The organism is Erythrobacter donghaensis (assembly GCF_002155425.1).
GTDB classification, from domain to species: domain Bacteria; phylum Pseudomonadota; class Alphaproteobacteria; order Sphingomonadales; family Sphingomonadaceae; genus Erythrobacter; species Erythrobacter donghaensis.
In genome coordinates, this window is sequence record NZ_MUYG01000011.1 from 815,061 (window position 1) to 833,901 (window position 18,841).

Consider the following 18,841-nt stretch of genomic DNA (forward strand, 5'->3'; position numbering starts at 1 on the left):
GGACTGACAGATGGCTATGACCGATCCTCTGGGTGACATGCTCACCCGCATCCGCAACGGCCAGCGCGCCAAGAAGGACTCCGTCCTGACCCCGGCGAGCAACCTGCGTGCAAGCGTGCTCGAAGTGCTTCAGCGTGAAGGCTACATCCGTGGCTTCAGCGAAGACAATTCGGGCAAGCACAAGGCGCTGCGGATCGAATTGAAGTATTTCGAAGGCGAGCCCGCGATCAAGCACGTGGCTCGCGTCTCCAAGCCGGGTCGCCGGATCTACTCGGGTTCCAAGGAACTTCCGACGGTCCGCAATGGTCTCGGCATCACCATCGTCTCGACGCCGCGTGGCGTGCTCTCGGATGCCGAAGCACGCACGCATAACGTCGGTGGCGAAGTGCTGGCGGAGGTGTTCTGATGAGCCGCATCGGTAAAAAGCCGGTTGCGATCCCGGGCGGTGTGACCGCCTCGATCGACAACGGCACCCTCACGGTGAAGGGCCCCAAGGGCACCCTGACCCTCGGCCTGTCCGACCTCATCGACTACAAGGTCGAAGAGGGCGAGATCGTGGTCAAGCCGGCCAATGACAGCAAGCAGGCGCGTGCCTTCTGGGGCATGCAGCGCACCCTCGTGTCGAACCTGGTGGAAGGCGTCAGCGCCGGCTTCACCAAGATCCTCGACATCAAGGGCGTCGGCTACCGTGCCAACGCGCAGGGCCGCAATCTGAAGCTGCAGCTGGGCTACAGCCACGATGTCGACCTGCCGGTTCCCGAAGGGCTTGAAGTCAAGACCCCGGACCAGACCACGATCGAGATCTCGGGCTCCGACAAGCAGGCCGTGGGCCAGTTTGCCGCCGAAATCCGCCGCTGGCGCAAGCCCGAGCCCTACAAGGGCAAGGGCATTGCCTATCGCGGCGAGTATATCTTCCGCAAGGAAGGGAAGAAGAGGTAACATGGCAAAGCTATCCCTGTTCGAACGGCGCCGTCGCCGCGTTCGCACCGCGCTGCGCGCGCGTGCCGGTGGCAAGCCCCGTCTGTCGGTGCACCGCACCGGTCGCCACATCTACGCCCAGATCATTGATGACACCGCCGGCAAGACCGTCGCAGCGGCCTCGACCCTGGGTGCCAAGGCGAGCGGCGCGAATGTCGATGCCGCTGCCGAGGTCGGCAAGCAGATCGCCGAAGCCGCGAAGAAGGCGGGCGTGACGACTGTCGTGTTCGACCGCGGCGGGTTCCTGTTCCATGGCCGCGTCAAGGCGCTGGCCGATGCCGCCCGCGAAGGCGGGCTGGAGTTCTGATTATGGCTGACGAGAACACCAACGAAGTGCCGGCAGTGGCACAGACCCCGTCGGAAGCGGCAGAAAACCAGTCGCCGGCGCAGGCCGATGACGGCAATGCCCGTCGTGGCCGTGGCCGTGGCGGCAACCGCGAAGGCGGCGATCGCGGTCGTGGTCGCGGCGGTCGTGACGATCGTCGCGGCGGCAAGCAGGAAGAAGATGACGGCATCATCGAAAAGCTGGTGCACATCAACCGCGTCTCCAAGACCGTGAAGGGCGGCAAGCGCTTCGGCTTTGCCGCGCTCGTGGTTGTCGGTGACGGCCAGGGCCGCGTTGGCTTTGGCCACGGCAAGGCTCGCGAAGTGCCCGAAGCGATCACCAAGGCGACCGCTGCGGCGCGCAAGAAGATGATCCGCGTTCCGCTCAAGGAAGGCCGCACCCTGCACCACGACGGCAACGGCCGTTTCGGCGCGGGCAAGGTGACCCTGCGCACCGCGCCTCCGGGGACCGGCATCATCGCCGGTGGTCCGATGCGCGCCGTGTTCGAGAGCCTCGGCGTTGCCGACGTGGTGACCAAGTCGGTCGGCACCTCGAACCCCTACAACATGATCCGCGCCACCTTCGACGCGCTGACTGAGCAGACTTCGCCGAAGTCGGTGGCTCAGCGTCGCGGCAAGAAGGTTGCCGACCTGCTCGGTCGGGGCGGAGCCAGTGCAGCCGAGGCGGAAGCCGATGCTGCCGCGATCGCGGAGTAACCGATAATGGCTACCATCAAGATCAAGCAGATCGGCTCGCCGATCCGTCGCCCCGCCAGCCAGCGCCAGATCCTCATCGGTCTGGGGCTGAACAAGATGCACAAGATCGTCGAGCGTCAGGACACCCCTGAGGTGCGCGGCGCGATCGCCAAGGTCCCGCATCTGGTGCAGGTGATCGACTAAACATCAGGTGAGGCCCCGCTAAGTCGGGGCCTTCCTTTCTATCAGCGCGACAAAAGCGAAAGCGAGTGCACGACTATGAAACTGAATGACATCCGCGACAATGCCGGTGCCCGCAAGGGCCGCGTCCGCGTGGGCCGTGGTATCGGCTCGGGCAAGGGCAAGACCTCGGCACGCGGCCAGAAGGGCCAGAAGGCCCGTTCGGGTGTGGCCATCAAGGGCTTCGAAGGCGGCCAGATGCCGCTGCACATGCGTCTCCCGAAGCGCGGCTTCAACAACCCGTTCGGCAAGGACTATGCCGAGGTGAACGTGGGCATGATCCAGAAGTTCATCGACGCGGGCAAGCTCGACGCCAAGGCCACCATCACCGAGGAAGCCCTGCGTGAAGCGGGTCTGGTGCGCGGCGGCAAGGACGGCGTGCGTCTGCTCGGCAAGGGTGAGATCACCGCCAAGGCGACCTTCGCCGTAACCGGCGCCACCAAGGGTGCGATCGCCGCGGTCGAAAAGGCCGGCGGCAAGGTGGACGTGGCCCCGGCTCCGACCCCCGAACATGAAAAGAAGCTCGCCCGCCGCGACGCCAACAAGGCCGCAAAGGCGAAGTAATCGACAAAAGGTGATGCGCGGGGGTTCGACAAGAGCCCCCGCGCTCCCTATTTACGCTCTCGCGCGCCGCATGGCCCTTTGGCGTCAGGCCGGGGCAGGGCGGTCCCTCCGAGGGACAAGCGCGCAAAGGTTGGTTTGCCGGGCAGCCGATAGGCAGCCATTATGGGCAGGCCAGGAGCTAGGATCGACAGAACGACATGGCATCACGCGCCGACAATATCGCGAGCAACCTCAGCTTTGGCAATTTTGCCAAGGCGACCGAGCTCAAGCAGCGTATCTGGTTCACCATCGGTGCGCTGATCGTGTTCCGCTTCCTCAGCTTCGTGCCGCTGCCCGGGGTCAACCCGCAGGTGCTGGCCGAGCTGTATGATCGCACCGCAAGCGGCGGCGTGCTCGACATGTTCAACGCCTTCTCGGGCGGCAGTCTTGAGCGCATGAGCCTGATCGCGCTCGGCGTGATGCCCTATATCACCGCTTCGATCGTGGTGCAGATGGCCTCGGCGCTGCACCCCGCGCTGGCCGCACTGAAGAAGGAAGGCGCCAGCGGGCGCCAGAAGCTCAACCAGTACACCCGCTACGGCACGGTACTGCTGTGCATCATTCAGGGCTACGCGATTGCGGTCGGCCTTGAGGCGCTATCGGGCCAGAGCGGTCTGCAGGCCGTGGTCAATCCGGGCTACATGTTCCGGGTCGTCGCGGTCATCAACCTTGTCGGCGGCACCATGTTCCTGCTGTGGCTGGGCGAACAGATCACCAGTCGCGGGATCGGCAACGGCGTGTCGCTGATCATCATGGCGGGCATCGTTGCGGCCTTCCCCGGCTTCTTCACCAACCTGTTCGAGGGTGGCCGCACGGGCGACATCTCCAGCTTCATCATCATCGGCTTCCTGGTGATGATGGTCGCGCTGATCCTGCTGATCTCCTTCATGGAGCGTGCCCAGCGCCGCCTGACGATCCAGTATCCCAAGCGCGCGACGCAGCGCGGGATGATGCAGGCGGAACGTTCCTACCTGCCGCTCAAGATCAACACCGCGGGCGTTATCCCCCCGATCTTCGCCAGCTCGCTGCTGCTGCTGCCGCTAACGATCACCCAGTTCGCCGGGTCTTCGATCGACACGGATAGCAGTGCCTTCACCGTGCTCCAGACGCTCAACCAGTATCTTGCGCATGGTCAGCCGATCTACATGGCGCTCTATGCGATCGGGATCATCTTCTTCTGCTTCTTCTACACCGCGGTTGTCTTCAACCCGGAAGAGACGGCGGACAATCTGAAGAAGAACGGCGGATCGATCCCCGGCATCCGTCCGGGCAAGCGCACTGCGGATTATCTCGAATATGTCCTCACCCGCATCACCGTGGTCGGCGCGCTTTACCTTACGCTGGTCTGCGTGCTGCCCGAATACATGATCGCGCAGACGGGGCTTCCGCTGGTGCTCGGCGGCACGAGCCTGCTGATCGTGGTGAACGTCACGGTCGACACGATCAGCCAGATCCAGTCGCACCTGCTGGCGCTGCAGTATGGCGATCTCATCAAGAAGGCCAAGCTCAAGGGGCGGATGCGCTGATATTCGACGATAGTCGGCTTGACGCGTCAGCCCGCTTGGTTGAACCCGTAAGTCTGTAAGAACACGCGCGGCGCTGACCGGCGGCGATATTGGGGGACGGTTCGTGAACATCATTCTTCTTGGCCCTCCCGGTGCCGGCAAAGGCACGCAGAGTGCGGGGCTGGTGGAGCGGCACGGGATGCGACAGCTCTCCACCGGCGACATGCTGCGCGCCGCCGTCAAGGCGGGGACCCCGGTGGGGCTCAAGGCCAAGGCGGTGATGGAGCGCGGCGAGCTGGTCTCGGATGACATCGTGTCCGACCTGATCGATGCCGAACTCGCGGCGATGGGACCCGAGACCGGCGCGATCTTCGATGGCTATCCGCGCACCGCAGCGCAGGCGGAATCGCTCGACGCGATCCTCGCCAAGAACGGCCGCGTGCTCGACCATGTGATCGAGCTCGAAGTCAACGAGGACGCGCTGGTCGAGCGGATCACCGGGCGCTTTTCCTGCGGCAATTGCGGCGCGCTCTACCACGACACCGCCAATCCGCCCGCCACGCCCGGCGTGTGCGACGTGTGCGGCAGCACCGAATTCAAGCGCCGCCCGGACGATAACGAGGAAACCGTGCGGATGCGGATGCAGGAATACCGCGCCAAGACCGCTCCGATCCTGCCGGGCTACGAAGCGCGCGGGATCGTGACCCGCGTCGATGGCATGGCGCCGATCGATACGGTCGCGGGCCAGATCGACGCCATTCTCGCCAGCTGATCGCGCACGAGGGCAGGGCGCGGCCTTGTGCGCGTCGTGCTTTTATCGCAGCGTGGCGCGTGCCGACCCGCAGGAGAGACCGTGTCATGAAGCCCGCCATCCCCGCCGCCGCGCTCGCCGCGCTGCTTGCTGCCGCGCCTGCGCCTGCCGAGATCACCCGCACCACCGATGACAGCTTCGTCTCGCGCCATGAAGTCGTGGTCGAGGCCACCCCCAAGGAGGTGTGGCTGGCGCTGATCTCTCCGGCGGCGTGGTGGCGTTCGGAGCACACCTGGTCGGGGGATTCGAAGAACCTCAGCCTGATGCCCTCAGCGGGCGGGTGTTTCTGCGAGACCATCCCCGAGGTCGATGAGCCGGGGCGCTTCACGCTCGAAGGCAGCGTCGAGCATATGCGGGTGGTGCAGGCCTATCCCGAAAGCGCGCTACGGATGGTCGGCGCGCTCGGTCCGCTCCAAAGTGAGCCGGTGACCGGGGTGCTGACCATCGCGATCAGCAAGACGCCCAAGGGCACAAAGATCGTGTGGGAGTACAATGTCGGCGGGCCGATGCGCTATGAGATCCCTGTGATCTCCAAGGCAGTGGACGGCGTGATGGGGGCGCAGCTTGAGGCGCTGGCCAAGCCGCTCAAGGTCGTGCCGATGCCGAAGCCGCCCGCAGCGCCTGCTCCTGCGCCAGCGCCTGCCGCTGCGACGCCTGCGCCTGTAACCAGCGCGCCGGGAGCGGCTGCGACGAAGCCCCCTGCTGCTCCGGCTCCCGCAGTGGGTAGGGCACCGCTGCCGACACCTGCCGCCAAACCCGCGCCCAAGATCGAGATCAAGCCGGACGCCAAGCCCGCACGCAACATCCCCTCGGTCGCCGAAACTTTCGGCGATGTGGCTGAACCGCCCAAGCGCTGATGCGGCGGCCAGCGCCAAGTGGGCAGAAGGCCGGGACGAGGGTGCGACGTCAGGGTGGGCCTGATCAGGAAGGCCGCGCCACAGGCGGTTGACGGCCCGACCGAATCAGCCTATGCGCGCGGCTCATTCGACATGTTCGAACAGAGTTCGGCAGGCATCGCCTAGCGCGTGCCGACCGGACTTTTTGCCGTTTATGCGCCTGCCAAGGCAGGGCAACAGCGGCAAACGGGCATGGGATGGAATGAAGCGTTGAGATAGGGGCGGCCCCTCACAAGGCCTCAAGTCCCTGTGGAGCATGGAGAAATAAGTGGCTCGTATTGCCGGGGTCAATATCCCCACCAACAAGCGCGTGATCATCGCGCTGACCTATATTCACGGTATTGGTCGTACCACCGCCGTCCAGATCGCTGACAAGCTTGGCATTGCGCACAGCGCCCGCGTCCAGGATCTTTCCGACGAGGAAATCCTGCGCGTCCGTGAAGCCATCGACGCCGAATTCACCGTGGAAGGCGACCTGCGTCGTCAGACCGCGATGAACATCAAGCGTTTGATGGACCTGCGCGCCTATCGCGGCCTGCGTCACCGTAGCGGCCTGCCCGTTCGCGGCCAGCGTACCCACACCAACGCCCGCACCCGCAAGGGCAAGGCCAAGCCCATCGCGGGCAAGAAGAAGTAAGCGGGCGGGGCAACCCCCTTTGCACGCTTTTTCCTTCTGACGAGCTAGAGGAATTCACACAATGGCACGCGAACCAGGCCGTATTCGGCGCCGTGACAAGAAGAACATCACCAGCGGCGTTGCGCACATCAACGCCAGCTTCAACAACACCATGATCACCATCACCGACGCGCAGGGCAACGCCATTTCGTGGTCGTCCGCGGGGATGATGGGCTTCAAGGGCAGCCGCAAGTCGACGCCGTATGCCGCGCAGGTCGCAGCCGACGATGCCGGCAAGAAGGCTGCCGAACACGGCGTGCGCACGCTGGAAGTCGAAGTGAAGGGCCCGGGTTCGGGCCGTGAAAGCGCGCTGCGGGGTCTTGCAGCTGTCGGTTTCAACATTACCTCGATCCGCGACGTTACGCCGATCCCGCACAACGGCGTCCGTCCCTCCAAGCGTCGCCGCGTCTGATCCGCCGGGAAGGCGGAGGTGCGTGTCGCCTCCGCCACCCGATCGGGTCTGATGCCGCGTCGCTCATGCGCATCCGGCCCGCCCAAATTTGAACCGCCCACAAGGCGAATTAGGGGAAATCCATGTCCGTCAACACCAAGAACTGGCAGGAACTCAAGAAACCCAACTCCCTCGAAATCAAGGATGGCGGCGATCGTCAGCGCAAGGCGACCTTCGTGGCCGAACCGCTCGAGCGGGGCTTCGGCCTGACGCTCGGCAACGCGCTGCGCCGGGTGCTGCTGTCGAGCCTTCAGGGCGCGGCCATCACCTCGATCAAGATCGAGAACGTGCTGCACGAATTCTCGTCGCTTGCCGGCGTGCGTGAAGATGTCACCGACATCGTTCTGAACGTCAAGCAGATCGCGCTCAAGATGGAAGGCGAAGGCCCCAAGCGGCTCCAGCTTTCGGCCACCGGCCCCGGCGCGGTCAAGGCGGGCGACATTGCCGTCACCGGCGACATCGAAGTGATGAACAAGGATCTGGTGATCTGCCAGCTCGATGAAGGCGCGACGCTCAACATGGAGCTGACCGCCGACACGGGCAAGGGCTACTCGCCTGCCGTCCAGAACCGGCCGGCCGATGCGCCGATCGGTCTGATCCCGGTCGACTCGCTCTATTCGCCTGTCCGTCAGGTGAGCTACAAGGTCGAGAACGCCCGCGTCGGGCAGGAGCTCGATTACGACAAGCTCTCGCTGACCGTCGAGACCGATGGCACTGTCACCCCGGAAGACGCCGTGGCCTATGCAGCGCGCATCCTTCAGGACCAGCTGACGCTGTTCGTCCACTTCGAAGACGGCATCCCGCAGCCGGTGGGCCAGATGATCGGCCACGCCGTGCAGCCGGAAGAAAGCGACGCCAACCAGCTCAACCGCTACCTCCTCAAGAAGGTGGACGAGCTGGAGCTGTCGGTGCGTTCGGCCAACTGCCTCAAGAACGACAACATCATCTACATCGGCGATCTGGTCCAGAAGACCGAAGCCGAGATGCTGCGCACGCCGAACTTCGGCCGCAAGTCGCTCAACGAGATCAAGGAAGTGCTCTCGAGCATGGGCCTGCGTCTGGGCATGGACATCCCGGGCTGGCCGCCCGAGAACATCGAAGAGATGGCCAAGAAGTTGGAACAAGAACTTCTCGGGTAATCAGGGTCATGGCGGCGCACCCGTAAGCGCCGCCAGCACTGGGCTACCTGACACGGGCCCTTTTCGAACGGAGTAAAGAATATGCGTCATGGTATTTCGGGCCGCAAGCTGGGCCGCAAGACGGGGCACCGCAACGCCCTGTTCCGCAATATGGCCGCCGCGCTGATCAAGCACGAGCAGATCACCACCACGCTGCCCAAGGCCAAGGAACTGCGCCCCTATGTCGAGAAGCTGATCACGCTGGCCAAGCGTGGCGGCTTGTCGAACCGTCGTCTCGCCATGAGCCGTCTGGGTGACGAAGCGCAGCTCAAGAAGCTCTTCGAAGTCCTTGCCGAGCGCTATGCCGATCGTGACGGCGGCTACACCCGCGTGCTGCGCGCCGGTGTGCGCGCGGGGGACGCGGTGCAGATGGCGATCATCGAATTCGTCGACCGCGACGAAGATGCCAAGGGCCAGGATTCGGGCCCGGTGCAGTCGGAAGAAGATTACGAAGACGCGTAAAGCGATTCATGTCGCGAGACACGAAAGGGCCGGGGGCAGCGATGCCTTTCCGGCCCTTTTCTTTTGCCTCGCGCGGCCTAGAGTTGCGCGCATGATCCGCACCACGCTCGCAGCGACCGCGCTGCTTCTCGCCGCCTCGCCCGCCTTCGCTCAGAGCCAGCAGGAGGCGCTCGACGCCCGCTACTACCGCGCGCTGGCGGCGGGTTACAAGGCGCTGATGCTGTGCAGCGCCATCGCCCATGCCGAGGCGAACGGCACCACCCGTACGCCCGAGAGCGTAGAAGCCTGGGAGCTCACCGGCATTCAGGCACCGCAGGCAGCAGTCATCGCCGATCTGCCGTATACCATCGTCCGCCGTCCGACCGGCCAGATCGCCCATGTCGCCGTGGATTGGGCTGAGGACATGCCAGCACGCCTTGCCGCTTATTATGGTGCGGACACCGGCTGTTCCGTGCTTCCGATCGGCGCGCCGGAGGATGCCAGCAACCCCGATCAGCCGGTGCCGCTCGCCGCGCAGCCTCCGGCACCGGTGCGCGGCAAAGTGATCGTGGAGGCGGGCGAGGGGCGCTCGACCCGAAAGCGAAGCGCGCCGCAAATCCCGGCGGTCGAACGGGTGCAGAAGGCCGCCCTGGCGGGAAGTTACGGGGAGGGCAGCCGCACCACCGCGGTGCTGGTCAGTCGTCCGTCACCTTCAGGCGGGCGGCGCAGTTCAGCCTTCTATGCGCCCGGCTTTGATGACAAGACCCCGCAGCGGACCTGGTCGGTCGCCAAGAGCCTTGCCGCAACGCTTGTCGGCGCGGCGGTGCAGGCGGGCGAGGCGAATGTCGCGGACCCCATCGGCCTCAATTACTGGCGCGCCGGCGGGGCAAGCGATCCGCGCGGTGCCATCACGCTCGATCATGCGCTGCGGATGGCGACGGGGCGCTTTTCCGACACGCCGGGCAACCGCACCGATGCGCTCTATTTCGGCGGATCGACCGTGGACGAAACCGCAGTGAACTGGCCGGTGCTGCACCCGCCGGGCACGGTGTTCCGCTATGCCAACAATGATACGCTGCTGGCGATCAAGGCGATCGGCCAGTGGTTGACGTTCTACCCGCCGCAGGAATTTTTCGCGAAGCTCGGGATGAAGCACACCGTCGCCGAGACCGACATTCGCGGCGAATATGTGCTGTCGTCGCAGGTCTGGAGCACGGCGCAGGATCTGGCGCGTTTCGGCGAGCTTTACTTGAACGACGGCAAGCTCCCCTCGGGCGAGCGCGTGCTGCCCGAGGGCTGGGTGCAATATGTCTCCACCCCCAGCGGCCCGCAGCCCGATGGCCCCTTCGACTACGGCGCGGGGTTCTGGTTGATGAACCGCTCCGAAGGCGTGCCCTCCGATACCTTCGCCGCTTTCGGCAATCGCGGGCAATATGTCGTGATCGTCCCGAGCCGTCAGGTGGTGATCGTGCGGCGGGGCGAGGATCCGGTGGGCGCGCGGTTCGATATTGCCGCCTTCACCCGCGATGTGCTGGCGGCGCTTCCACCGGAGTGAGATGAGGCGATCTGTTCATCCAGAGGGGTTAAAAGCTGAACGCTTCCTGTCATCCCGATTCAGGCAAGCCTCACCCCGAATCGCGCAAAACGTCCTCGACACCCCGGCAATCCCGCCAGCGGTGCCAAGCGAGGAATGTTTCGATGACCACCATGACCAACCGGCTGGCCTCCGGCAAATCGGCCCGGCTTGTCCTCGGCGCGGTCGCTGCCACTGCGCTGACTGCCGCCTCTGTCACTCCGGCGATGGCGCGCGATCGCGACCGCGACGGAATCAGCGCGGGCGAGATCATTGCGGGCGCTGTGGTAATCGGTGGGATTGCCGCGCTCGCCGGAGCCTTTGATGGCGACCGCGGCCGCGACCGTTGGGATGACCGCGATTATCGGGGTGATCGCTGGGATCGCGGCGGCCGCTGGGATCGCGGTGGGCGCTATGGCTATGGCATCAACCCCCGCGCGGCGGTGGATCGCTGCGTGCGCGCCGCCGAAAATCAGGCCCGGCGCTTCGGCGGCTATCGCTATGCCGACGTGATCGACGTCCGCGATATCGACCGCACCCGCAATGGCTATCGTGTCCGCGGCCGGATCGATGTTGGCGGGGGTTGGAACCGCAGTGATCGCGGTCGCTTCACCTGCCGTCTCGACGGACGCGGCGCACCGCTGATCGACTTCGACGGCATCCGCGGCCTGCGTTGAGCCGCGCCACTTCTGCCGCGCGCCGGCTCTCCCGCTCTACCCTCTGGCGCGCGCATTCCTGTCGCCCCGCTGGCCCTTATCGGGCTCGCGGGGCGGCTTCGTTGCGGCGTTCAGCCCAGCGCAAGCCTTGCACGGTTAAGCCCTGCCCACCGTTGAGCGTGTGGTGGGCGCTCGTGACACGCAACAGGAGAGACCATCCATGGCTCTGACAATTCGTGCGGCCGCGATGGCGGGCGCATTCGGCCTCACCACCGCGCTGGCTGCCCCAGCGGCGGCTGCCACCCCGACCACCGCCACCACCATCGCCCCTGTGCAGGGGGCCTCGAGCTTCGATTTCAGCCGCTACGACGCTGCTGGCGAGATCGCCGATTGGCGCCGCTGCCGCTGGGGTTGCGGCTGGGGCGGGCGGCGCGGCTGGCGACGCAACCGCGTCGATGCGGGCGACGTGCTGATCGGCGCGGCGATCATTGGCGGTGTGGCTGCGATCCTCAGCTCCGACAACCGCCGTCGCCGTGACCGCGACGTGGTCATCGTCGAGCGTGACCGCGACATCCGCGACCGTGACTGGCAGCGCGATGATGCCCCGCGCTATCGCGACGACCGCCGCGCCGCTCCGCGCGGCACGGGGGCCTCGGGCCTCGATAATGCGGTCAATATCTGCCTCGACCGGATCGAGCGCGATGTGCGCGTCGACACCGTCGAGAACGTCACCCGCGCCGGCACGGGCTGGCAGGTGAGCGGGGTGCTGTTCAACGGCGCGCCGTTCCAATGCCGGATCGGCAATGGCGGGCAGATCGATGCGATCGATTATGGCGAGGGCTTCCGCGACATCGGCTTCTCGGATGCACCTGCCTATGGCGCAACGGCGCCGGCCGCGGGCCAGTGGGACGATAGCCGCTATGCCTCTGCCCGTGCGGCGGTGGGCGGCTCGGTGCGGCCCGATATTGCAGTCAGCGAGGCTGACATGAATGCTCCTGTCGACATTCCGCGAACGGCGGCAAGCACCGCCCCGACCACCGCTCTGCCCGCCTATCCCGGCGGCCCGATCCCGGGCGAGACCATTCCCGAGACCGACGACAGCAACCTTTGAGGCAATGGCCGGGAGGGGGCGTCAGGCCTCCTCCCGGCCCTCGCCATAGCTCGGCAAGCCCCATTCCCAGCGGATCGCGGCGCTGCGCAGCGCGAAGCCGCAGGCGAAGGCGATGCTCCAGGCGAGGCCATCGGGCAGCCCCGCCATGCGCGCCGCCAGAACTCCGCCGACCGTCAGGGACGAAGCCAGCGCCGCGGGGGTGACGTAGAGTTCGGGGCTCATGATGATCGAGGGGCGGCCCGCCACGACGTCGCGGATGATCCCGCCCACGCAGCCGGTGATTACACCCATCAGCGCAGCGGGCATCGGGGGAATGCCATAGGCGACCGCCTTGGCGCTCCCCAGCACGGCATAGGCCGCCAGCCCCGCGCCATCGGCATAGGCAAAGCCCTTGCCTTCCCACCACTGCACCGGGGTAAACCACGCGATCAGCGCGGTGCCGAGGCACACGGCGGCCACCCACGCATCGGTGATCCAGAACACCGGCGCGCCGATCAGCAGGTCGCGCACCGTGCCGCCGCCGACGCCCGTCACCAGCGCGAAGAAACCCATCGTCACGAAGGTCTGCCTGAGCCGCGCCGCCAGCACCGCACCCGACAGCGCGAACAGCGCGATGCCGGCGATATCGAGCCAGTCGAGGATCGGGGTGAGAACGGTCGGGGTCATGAGGCAGGCCCCGCCACCCGCGCCCTGCGGCGGCGGAACATCAGAACGCAGCCGATCAGCGCGCCCGTCAGCGACAGCGCCGCGAACAGGATCAGGATCGGGTGGCTGGTATCCTCGCGCTCGGAGAGGTCCATGATGTGCAGGCCCCAGGCAAGGTCGAAGGCGCGCCACCAGCGGGTGCGCACCGCCTCGATATTGCCGGTGTCGCGGCCGACATAGACATTGGTGCCGTCCGCCAGCGCCACCTGCCACACGGCGAGCGGGCGGCGGAAATCGAAGGGAGTCCGGTCGGCGGGGAAGAACGTCACGCGCTCCGCCATGTCGCCTCCGACGATGCGTGCGGCGACCAGTGCGCGCGCGGCAGCGGCGTCGAGTGCGGGCAGCGGCGCGCCGGTCGCGAAGTCCACCCGCCGCACCGCGCCGTCCAGCGTCGTCAGCACTGCAACCGCGCGGCCATCCTGCATCGTGACGTGCATCTCGGCCAGATCGGCCTCGGGCCCCGCGAGCGCGCTGCCGGGAATGGCGAGTGCCTGCGGCGGAACCTTGCGGCGCAGGTGATCGCCGCGCACTTCCTCGATCGGGCGCGAGACCATCAGCAGCCCGGTCGCGAGCCACATGGCAATCGGCACCCCGACCAGCCAGCCGAGCCAGATGTGCCATTTGGCGAGCCTGTGCATCAGGGGAGTGCGCGTGTTTCGTCGAGCCATGCCCGCGGCCATGACGAAGCGGGCTCAGCCGTGCAAGAGCTTCCCGATCGCTTCGGCCGCGGCGATGCAATCGAGATCGCGCAAGCGCGGCCCGATCACCTGCATCCCGCAGGGCAGCTCCGCGCCCAGATAGGTGCCCGAGCCGATTGGCAGCACCGTCGAGGGCAGGCCCGGGAAGGTCGCCATGCCCGACCATACCAGCCCGCTGCCGCCCGGCGCGTCCGCGCCGTTGATTGACAGCGTCCCGCGGAAGACCGCGGCATCGCTGTGCGGCACGGCGAGCACCGGCGCAGGCGGGGCGAGCACGAAGTCATATTCGGCAAACAGCGCCTCCCACTCGGCCATGCAGGCGGCCTGCGCGTCCATCAGATCGAACCAGTCGGTCGCCGAGGCGCGCTTGCCGTCGGGCGCGGGGGCGCCGCGCGCCATGGTGATGTTCATCATCCTGACATAGCTGCGATAATGCCGCGCCTGATCGGGCAGCAGCGGGCTCGTGCGGTCGATCCGGACGCCTGCGCGGGCGAGGGTTTCCAGCGCGGCCTCAGTGGGCTCGAGCACGCTCGCATCGACCGGCGCGCCCGGCAGATCGGTGATCGCCAGCAGACGACATTCCGCGAGCGGCTTGGGGCGGCGGCGCAGCGGCACTTCGGCCCCGACCTCTACGAGCACTGCAAGATCGGGGGCATTGCGCGCCAGCGGCCCGGCGATGCTGAGCGGGCTGTCGGCTGCGGCGACGAAGCCCTCCTGCCGCGACATGCCGGGATAATCATGGCCGTGCTTCGGGACGAGGCCCCAAGTGGTCTTGTGCCCCCACACGCCGCAGAAATGCGCGGGCACCCGCACCGATCCGCCGATATCGGTGCCGTAGTCGCAGGACACGATCCCAGCCGCCACTGCCGCCGCGCTGCCGCCCGAGGAGCCGCCGGGCGAGCGTTCGGGATCGTGGGGATTGCGGGTGCGGCCATAGACCGGGTTGAAGCTCTGCCAATCGGTGAGGTCGACGGGCACATTGGTCTTGCCGATGATGATGGCACCCGCCGCCTTCAGCCGCCGCACCAGCGCGGCATCTTTGGGGGCGGTCTGGTCCTTGAACTGCGGGTGGCCGAAGGTGGTGGGCAGGCCTGCCACGTCGAAGCTTTCCTTGATCGTCATCGGCACGCCGAACAGCGGCTGATCGAGCCGCCGGGGGGCCGCATCCATCGCCTTCGCGGTCTGGCACGCGCGCTCGAAATCGGTGACCGCCAGCGCATCGATCTCGCCATCGAGCCGCCCGGCGCGGGTGATCGCCGCATCGACCGCTTCGGCCACGCTGATCTTGCGCGTGCGGACCGCCAGCGCGGTTGCCAGTGCCCCGGCTTTGTCGGTCAACTGCGGATAGGCCACGCGAACTCCCCCCAAGGTCTGCCCCCTAGGGTCTAGAGGCCTGCGCGGCGCAGCGAAAGCCTGCGACCGCAGTTACCTGTTCAATTCAGCCGCCGCAGCCGCGCCTTGATCCGCGCGGTCATGTCGACCGGCATGGTGAGCCCCCCACCATGGGCCGCGATCGTGCCGGTCTCGACCGCGTCGATGGTGATCGAATACTGGGTGTGCCGGCTCTCACGCGCCGCCAGCGCCCGGTCGATTTTTTCGCGCAATTCGCGGAAATCCTTTTCGAAACTCTGCGCCAGCGCATCGGTGATGGTGCTCTGAAATTCGGGTGAGTTGGCGAGCGCGAAGAGAAAGCTCTCGCCCACCAGATCTGTCGATCCACTGACGCGCACATCGGCAAAGCGCACCATGCGCGAATTGGGCTCGGTGACTGGCAGGGCGGTGAGCCAGATCCTGCCCTTGGCCTTGTCGATCACCGGCAGGTCGGAAGCGGCGCTGAAGTCTGCGCCGACCGCGATCCGCCCGTCGCCGGTGCCGTAGACAGTGATGGCGGAAAAGCCCGCCGTGACCGATCCATATTCGTTGATCGCAAAGGGCCGCCGCGACCGCTTGGCCAGCGCCTGCGCGATTTCGGGCTCGAGCACGGCGTAATCGGCGATCACCGGCACGTGGAACCGCGACACCTTCGCCGCCTTGTCGCGCGCGGCGAGCGGGGGGAGGGGCGTCGGCTCTGCGGGCTCAGGCTTCATGCCGACGAAGCTTTCCATCAGCGCATCGAGCCCGAGGCTCAGCACCAGCTCGCGCCCGGCCACCTGGTAGCCGCCGTAGCGGAATTGTTGCGGGGTGATCCGGCCCCAGACCTCTGGATTGCGTTCGTTGAGAATGAAGACCCTGTGCCCGCGCTCCCAGCCTTCCGCGACGGTCTGGCGCACAGGCAGCTTCGCCAGCTCGCGCGCGACGATCCGCTCAACATCGCGCTTGACCGGCCGCAGTTCGCGATCGGCTTCGGAGGTGAAGGTGATGCGCTGGCCGAGGAAGTCGACCCCCGGCTCGCGCGTCCAGCGGTAATCGAGGCGGGTGCTGCTGGCGAGCCGCCAGTCGCGGTTGAGATCGAGCCGCAGCGACAGCGTGACATCGGCGGTGCCGGTCGCGGTCTCGCCCTTGAAAATCCCCGCGACATCGCGCGCCGCGATGGTGCCGGTGACGGGCAGCGTGACCCGCAGCACCTCGCCCGATCCGCTCAGTCGCAGGCGGCCGCGGGTGGCCTTGCCGGTGATGTCGCACTTGATCTTGGGCGACTTGACCTTGATCAGTTCGAGATCGATTTCCTTGGGTGCGACGCACTCGGTGCCCGGCCGGTTGATCGTCCACAGCTGGCGCGGCACCTCGCGTTCGAGCGCGCGTTCGAGATCGGCGAGATCGACCCTGAGATCAACCGCGACCTGCGAGGGCTCCTTCGGGAAGACGATCGGGTCGGTTGCGCGCGGCGGGGCGTTGGCGAGCGGTTCTGCGGAATCCTCGCAACCGGCCAGCAGCAATGCGGCGGCTATGGCCGCCCAAGGAACGAGGATTTGCCTCAGCCCTCGCATGAAATCCTCCCCCTGTCTGCGCCGCAACAGCGTGCGCCAGCCGATCAGGCTTGCGGAGAGGAATAGCGCAGATTGCGCAATGTTCCGAGCGCGAAGCCGAAGCCGAGGATCGGCGCCGCGCCATAGCCGATCAGAGGGAAGGGGAAGGGCGCGATCACCGCCATCCCGCCGAATGCGACGAGCAGGGCGGCAAGCGCACGAGTCTCGGTGCGCGTCGGCAGGATGGCAATCGGGACAAGAAACAGCGCAGCAATCAGCATCGCGGCGGCGATCCCCGAGTGCGCTGCGGCGTGGGTCAGCACGCCCTCGGTGAAGACTTGCCGTTCGAGCGTTCCGGTGTCGAAGGTGACCAGCGCCAGCACCGCGCCCGCTGCTGCAATTCCCGCGAAGGCCAAGCTGCGTTGGATCGCCGCGAGAACAGCTCCAGTGGCAGCGAGCCCCGCGAGCGCGGCGGCATCGGGCTGGAGTGCCAGCGCCGCTCCGGCCAGAGCCATCGGAACCGGGCCATAGCGCGGCGCGCTCGCGGCGATCACGACGATCAGCGGCAGCAGCAATGCCCCCGAATGGAGCAGCACCGGCCCCGCCGCGATCCAGCGCCGCACGCCGCCTGCCTCCGGCCCGAGCAGCAGTGGCAGGAACAGCATCAGCGCAGCGGCTCCGGCGATGGCCAGCCTCGCCCGCTCCGAAGCCGGGAGCCGCCCGAACATAATCCACGCCAGCGCAGCGGCGAGAGCGCCGGTATTGACCGCGATAAGCTGCGCGGGGGCACCGAATGTGTAGAGGTAAGCCAGCCCGCTCAGCGACGGCAGGGCTAGCGCGAGGGTGAGCCGCCAGCGATCGATGGCCTGCGCGCTCACCCCCGGCAGCTTACATGTGGATAGGCTTGCCCGTTACCGCCATCGCCGCTTCCTTGAAGGCCTCGGCATGGGTCGGGTGCGCGTGGCAGGTGTAGGCGATGTCTTCGGACGTTGCGCCGAATTCCATCGCTTGCGCGGCCTGCGCGATCATCGTGCCCGCGAGGGAGTTGATCATCCACACGCCGACTACGCGGTCGGTTTGCGCGTCCGCGATCACCTTGACGAAGCCGTCGGTGTCGCGGTTGGCCTTGGCGCGGCTGTTGGCCATCATCGGGAACTTGCCGATCTTGACCGCAAGGCCCTGTTCCTTGGCCTGTTCCTCGGTGATGCCGACGCCCGCGATTTCGGGCGCGGTGTAAACCACGTTGGGGATCACATCGTGGTTCACGATGCCGGTAAGGCCCGCGATGTTCTCGGCGACCGCAATGCCTTCATCCTCGGCCTTGTGGGCCAGCATCGGGCCGGGGACGACATCGCCAATGCCCCAGATGTTGGGGACGGCGGTGCGGAATTCGTGGTCGATCTCGATCTGGCCGCGGTTGTTGACGCTCAGACCCGCCTTGTCGAGCGCGAGGCCTTCGGTGTTCGGCCGCCGCCCGATCGACACGAGCACATGGCTGGCCTCGATGGTCTTGGCTTCGCCGCCTGCGGCCGGTTCGATGGTCAAGGTCACGCTCTTGCCCTTGGCGGTGGCACCGGTGACCTTGTGGCCGAGCATCATTTCCATGCCCTGCTTCTTGAAGATCTTCTGCGCTTCCTTGCGCACTTCGCCGTCCATGCCGGGGAGCAGCTGGTCGAGGAATTCGACCACGGTGACCTTCGCGCCCAGACGCCGCCACACCGAGCCGAGTTCGAGGCCAATCACGCCGCCGCCGATCACCACGAGATGTTCGGGCACTTCTTCCAGATCGAGCGCACCGGTGCTGTCGACGATGCGCTTGCCCGCATTGTCGACCGTCACGCCGGGGAGCGGGGTGACCGAAGAGCCGGTGGCGATGACGATGTCCTTGGCGGTGACGGTGTCGTTGCCGACCTTGACGGTGTGCGCGTCCTCGAAGGCGGCATGGCCCTTGAGCCAGGTGACCTTGTTCTTCTTGAACAGAAACTCGATCCCGCCGGTCAACTCGCCTACGGCTTTGGTCTTTTCGGCCATCATCTTGCCCAGATCGAGCGTCGGCTTGGCGGTTATGCCCCAAGTGGCGAAGTGGCCGTTCTTCGCCTCGTCGAACAGCTCCGAGCCGTGCAGCAGCGCCTTGGAGGGAATGCACCCGACATTGAGGCAGGTGCCGCCGAGCGTTTCGCGCGATTCCACACAGGCGGTCTTCAGCCCCAGCTGCGCCGCGCGGATCGCCGCGACATAGCCGCCGGGGCCGGCACCGATGATGAGGACGTCGTAATCGTATTCAGCCATTTCCAACTCCGTTCGCCCTGAGCTTGTCGAAGGGCTGCACTTCACTTGGGGACCGTCGCTCCAAAAGTAAGAGCAGGGCTTCGGAAGCGTAGCTGTTGCGCAGC

Annotated in this window: 22 protein-coding genes; 16 read left to right on the plus strand and 6 right to left on the minus strand. The window is 66.5% G+C overall.

All coding sequences use genetic code 11. The features are described 5' to 3' along the window. Window positions 1-10: 10 nt before the first annotated feature. From rpsH to BZF59_RS15545, 16 genes are all read left to right on the plus strand, one after another. Window positions 11-406 carry a 30S ribosomal protein S8 gene (gene rpsH, locus BZF59_RS15470; protein WP_086609107.1) on the plus strand — a complete coding sequence of 132 codons (396 nt, stop codon included), beginning with the start codon at window positions 11-13 and terminating at the stop codon, window positions 404-406. After that, the gene (gene rplF / locus BZF59_RS15475; RefSeq protein ID WP_086609108.1) at window positions 406-939 is read left to right on the plus strand and encodes a 50S ribosomal protein L6; all 534 of its coding nucleotides are present in this window, start codon (window positions 406-408) and stop codon (window positions 937-939) included. Before rpsH ends, rplF begins: the two co-directional genes overlap by 1 nt. A gap of 1 nt (window position 940) precedes the next feature. Continuing rightward, window positions 941-1,285: a 50S ribosomal protein L18 gene (gene rplR / locus BZF59_RS15480; protein WP_086609109.1), complete on the plus strand. Its 345-nt coding sequence runs from the start codon at window positions 941-943 to the stop codon at window positions 1,283-1,285. A 2-nt stretch (window positions 1,286-1,287) separates the two neighbouring features. Continuing rightward, window positions 1,288-2,019, plus strand: coding sequence for a 30S ribosomal protein S5 (gene rpsE / locus BZF59_RS15485; RefSeq protein ID WP_086609110.1), 732 nt, complete (start codon window positions 1,288-1,290; stop codon window positions 2,017-2,019). A gap of 6 nt (window positions 2,020-2,025) precedes the next feature. Beyond that, entirely contained in the window at window positions 2,026-2,202 is a 177-nt protein-coding gene (gene rpmD / locus BZF59_RS15490; protein WP_086609111.1) for a 50S ribosomal protein L30, read from the plus strand. 75 nt (window positions 2,203-2,277) lie between these two features. Then, complete coding sequence (gene rplO, locus BZF59_RS15495) at window positions 2,278-2,802, plus strand: 50S ribosomal protein L15 (RefSeq protein WP_086609112.1); 525 nt, start codon at window positions 2,278-2,280, stop codon at window positions 2,800-2,802. Window positions 2,803-2,999: 197 nt separating this feature from the next. Continuing rightward, complete coding sequence (gene secY / locus BZF59_RS15500) at window positions 3,000-4,367, plus strand: preprotein translocase subunit SecY (protein WP_086609113.1); 1,368 nt, start codon at window positions 3,000-3,002, stop codon at window positions 4,365-4,367. A 103-nt stretch (window positions 4,368-4,470) separates the two neighbouring features. After that, entirely contained in the window at window positions 4,471-5,118 is a 648-nt protein-coding gene (locus BZF59_RS15505; RefSeq protein ID WP_086609114.1) for an adenylate kinase, read from the plus strand. An 86-nt stretch (window positions 5,119-5,204) separates the two neighbouring features. Then, window positions 5,205-6,014 carry an SRPBCC family protein gene (locus BZF59_RS15510; RefSeq protein WP_211277412.1) on the plus strand — a complete coding sequence of 270 codons (810 nt, stop codon included), beginning with the start codon at window positions 5,205-5,207 and terminating at the stop codon, window positions 6,012-6,014. 307 nt (window positions 6,015-6,321) lie between these two features. Then, window positions 6,322-6,690 carry a 30S ribosomal protein S13 gene (gene rpsM / locus BZF59_RS15515; protein WP_086609115.1) on the plus strand — a complete coding sequence of 123 codons (369 nt, stop codon included), beginning with the start codon at window positions 6,322-6,324 and terminating at the stop codon, window positions 6,688-6,690. Window positions 6,691-6,751: 61 nt separating this feature from the next. Beyond that, window positions 6,752-7,141: a 30S ribosomal protein S11 gene (gene rpsK / locus BZF59_RS15520; protein ID WP_017666383.1), complete on the plus strand. Its 390-nt coding sequence runs from the start codon at window positions 6,752-6,754 to the stop codon at window positions 7,139-7,141. Between the two features lie 122 nt (window positions 7,142-7,263). Then, window positions 7,264-8,319: a DNA-directed RNA polymerase subunit alpha gene (locus BZF59_RS15525; RefSeq protein WP_017666384.1), complete on the plus strand. Its 1,056-nt coding sequence runs from the start codon at window positions 7,264-7,266 to the stop codon at window positions 8,317-8,319. Window positions 8,320-8,400: 81 nt separating this feature from the next. Beyond that, a complete protein-coding gene (gene rplQ, locus BZF59_RS15530) occupies window positions 8,401-8,820 on the plus strand; it encodes a 50S ribosomal protein L17 (RefSeq protein ID WP_086609116.1) in 420 nt (139 codons plus the stop codon). Between the two features lie 91 nt (window positions 8,821-8,911). Further along, complete coding sequence (locus BZF59_RS15535) at window positions 8,912-10,354, plus strand: serine hydrolase domain-containing protein (protein ID WP_086609117.1); 1,443 nt, start codon at window positions 8,912-8,914, stop codon at window positions 10,352-10,354. Window positions 10,355-10,497: 143 nt separating this feature from the next. Then, window positions 10,498-11,049 (plus strand): hypothetical protein, encoded by a 552-nt coding sequence (locus tag BZF59_RS15540; protein WP_245806177.1) that lies wholly within the window; start codon window positions 10,498-10,500, stop codon window positions 11,047-11,049. A 199-nt stretch (window positions 11,050-11,248) separates the two neighbouring features. Continuing rightward, window positions 11,249-12,139: a hypothetical protein gene (locus tag BZF59_RS15545; RefSeq protein ID WP_143738193.1), complete on the plus strand. Its 891-nt coding sequence runs from the start codon at window positions 11,249-11,251 to the stop codon at window positions 12,137-12,139. Between the two features lie 21 nt (window positions 12,140-12,160). On the opposite strand, the gene BZF59_RS15550 is transcribed toward BZF59_RS15545, so the two are convergent. The 6 genes from BZF59_RS15550 to lpdA all read right to left on the minus strand — a co-directional run bounded on the left by BZF59_RS15550 (window position 12,161) and on the right by lpdA (window position 18,737). After that, on the minus strand, window positions 12,161-12,805 hold the full coding sequence (locus tag BZF59_RS15550) for a trimeric intracellular cation channel family protein (protein WP_086609119.1): 645 nt from the start codon (window positions 12,803-12,805) through the stop codon (window positions 12,161-12,163). Then, on the minus strand, window positions 12,802-13,512 hold the full coding sequence (locus BZF59_RS15555) for a PepSY domain-containing protein (RefSeq protein WP_169712078.1): 711 nt from the start codon (window positions 13,510-13,512) through the stop codon (window positions 12,802-12,804). The genes BZF59_RS15550 and BZF59_RS15555 overlap by 4 nt, the downstream gene beginning before the upstream one ends. Window positions 13,513-13,536: 24 nt before the next feature. Beyond that, a complete protein-coding gene (locus tag BZF59_RS15560; RefSeq protein WP_086609121.1) occupies window positions 13,537-14,895 on the minus strand; it encodes an amidase family protein in 1,359 nt (452 codons plus the stop codon). 80 nt (window positions 14,896-14,975) lie between these two features. Beyond that, entirely contained in the window at window positions 14,976-16,469 is a 1,494-nt protein-coding gene (locus BZF59_RS15565; RefSeq protein WP_086609122.1) for a DUF4403 family protein, read from the minus strand. A gap of 44 nt (window positions 16,470-16,513) precedes the next feature. Then, window positions 16,514-17,326, minus strand: a complete 813-nt coding sequence (locus BZF59_RS15570) for a hypothetical protein (RefSeq protein ID WP_086609123.1) — start codon at window positions 17,324-17,326, stop codon at window positions 16,514-16,516. Between the two features lie 10 nt (window positions 17,327-17,336). Next, window positions 17,337-18,737, minus strand: a complete 1,401-nt coding sequence (gene lpdA, locus BZF59_RS15575) for a dihydrolipoyl dehydrogenase (RefSeq protein WP_086609124.1) — start codon at window positions 18,735-18,737, stop codon at window positions 17,337-17,339. Window positions 18,738-18,841 lie beyond the last annotated feature (104 nt).